The organism is Bariatricus sp. HCP28S3_F11, from assembly GCF_052065395.1.
Taxonomy (GTDB): domain Bacteria; phylum Bacillota; class Clostridia; order Lachnospirales; family Lachnospiraceae; genus Allocoprococcus.
Genome location: NZ_JBQHUC010000107.1, coordinates 1 through 763, shown reverse-complemented (window position 1 = coordinate 763; position 763 = coordinate 1). Strand labels below are relative to the sequence as shown.

Sequence of the window (763 nt, the reverse complement as noted above, 5' to 3'; positions counted from 1 at the left end):
CGCATTTTGGAACGATTGATTTAAATATCCAAGTGAAACTCTGCTTTCATACTGCACTCCGCTTCCAATAGGGAGCGGCTCTATGGACAACCCGACAGAAGCCCAGAAAGGATTTGGCGGGACTTCTATGTGGATGGTATATTCTGCTTTTCTAAGCGGTCTTTCCATATATATAACAGTAGGCTCTTTTATTTCTGCCTCCACATGATATTTTTCCTCAAGGATGGCACAAATGACTTCCATCTGCACATTCCCCAAAAAAGATAACATAATCTCATGTGTAACAGTATCAATGTCAAAATGCAAAAGAGGGTCTGTATCAGCAATCTCTGCGAGGGCATTTAACAGGGCTTCCCTTTGCTCCGGCTTTTGCGGCTCTACCGTTGTCCGAAGTAATGGCATGGGATTATCAATCCATGTTTTGTGAGGCAGGAGTTTTTCATTTCCCAGAATGTCGTTCAGTTTCAAAGTATCATCAGCTAAAATAACAATTTCTCCCGGACAGGCATGGTCAGCCGGGACGATTTCACCGTTTGTCGGAACACACATCTCTGTGATTTTTATTTTCTCTTTTTCAGATATTCTAATAACATCCCTCAAATGCAATGTTCCGCTATATATACGCACATAAACAAAACGCCGCCTTTTCTCTGAATATTCAATCTTAAAAACCTGCCCGCATAGTTCAGATTGACCTTCAGGCGTTGATGAATAAAATTTACTGGCAATTACTTCTATAAGCTGCCGAATCCCCAGATTGTTT

Annotated in this window: 1 pseudogene; it reads right to left on the bottom strand. The window is 41.3% G+C overall.

Annotation, left to right across the window (positions count from 1 at the left end):
• Window positions 1-763: pseudogene (locus ACTNBR_RS16465) on the bottom strand (tetracycline resistance ribosomal protection protein); the annotation flags it as partial.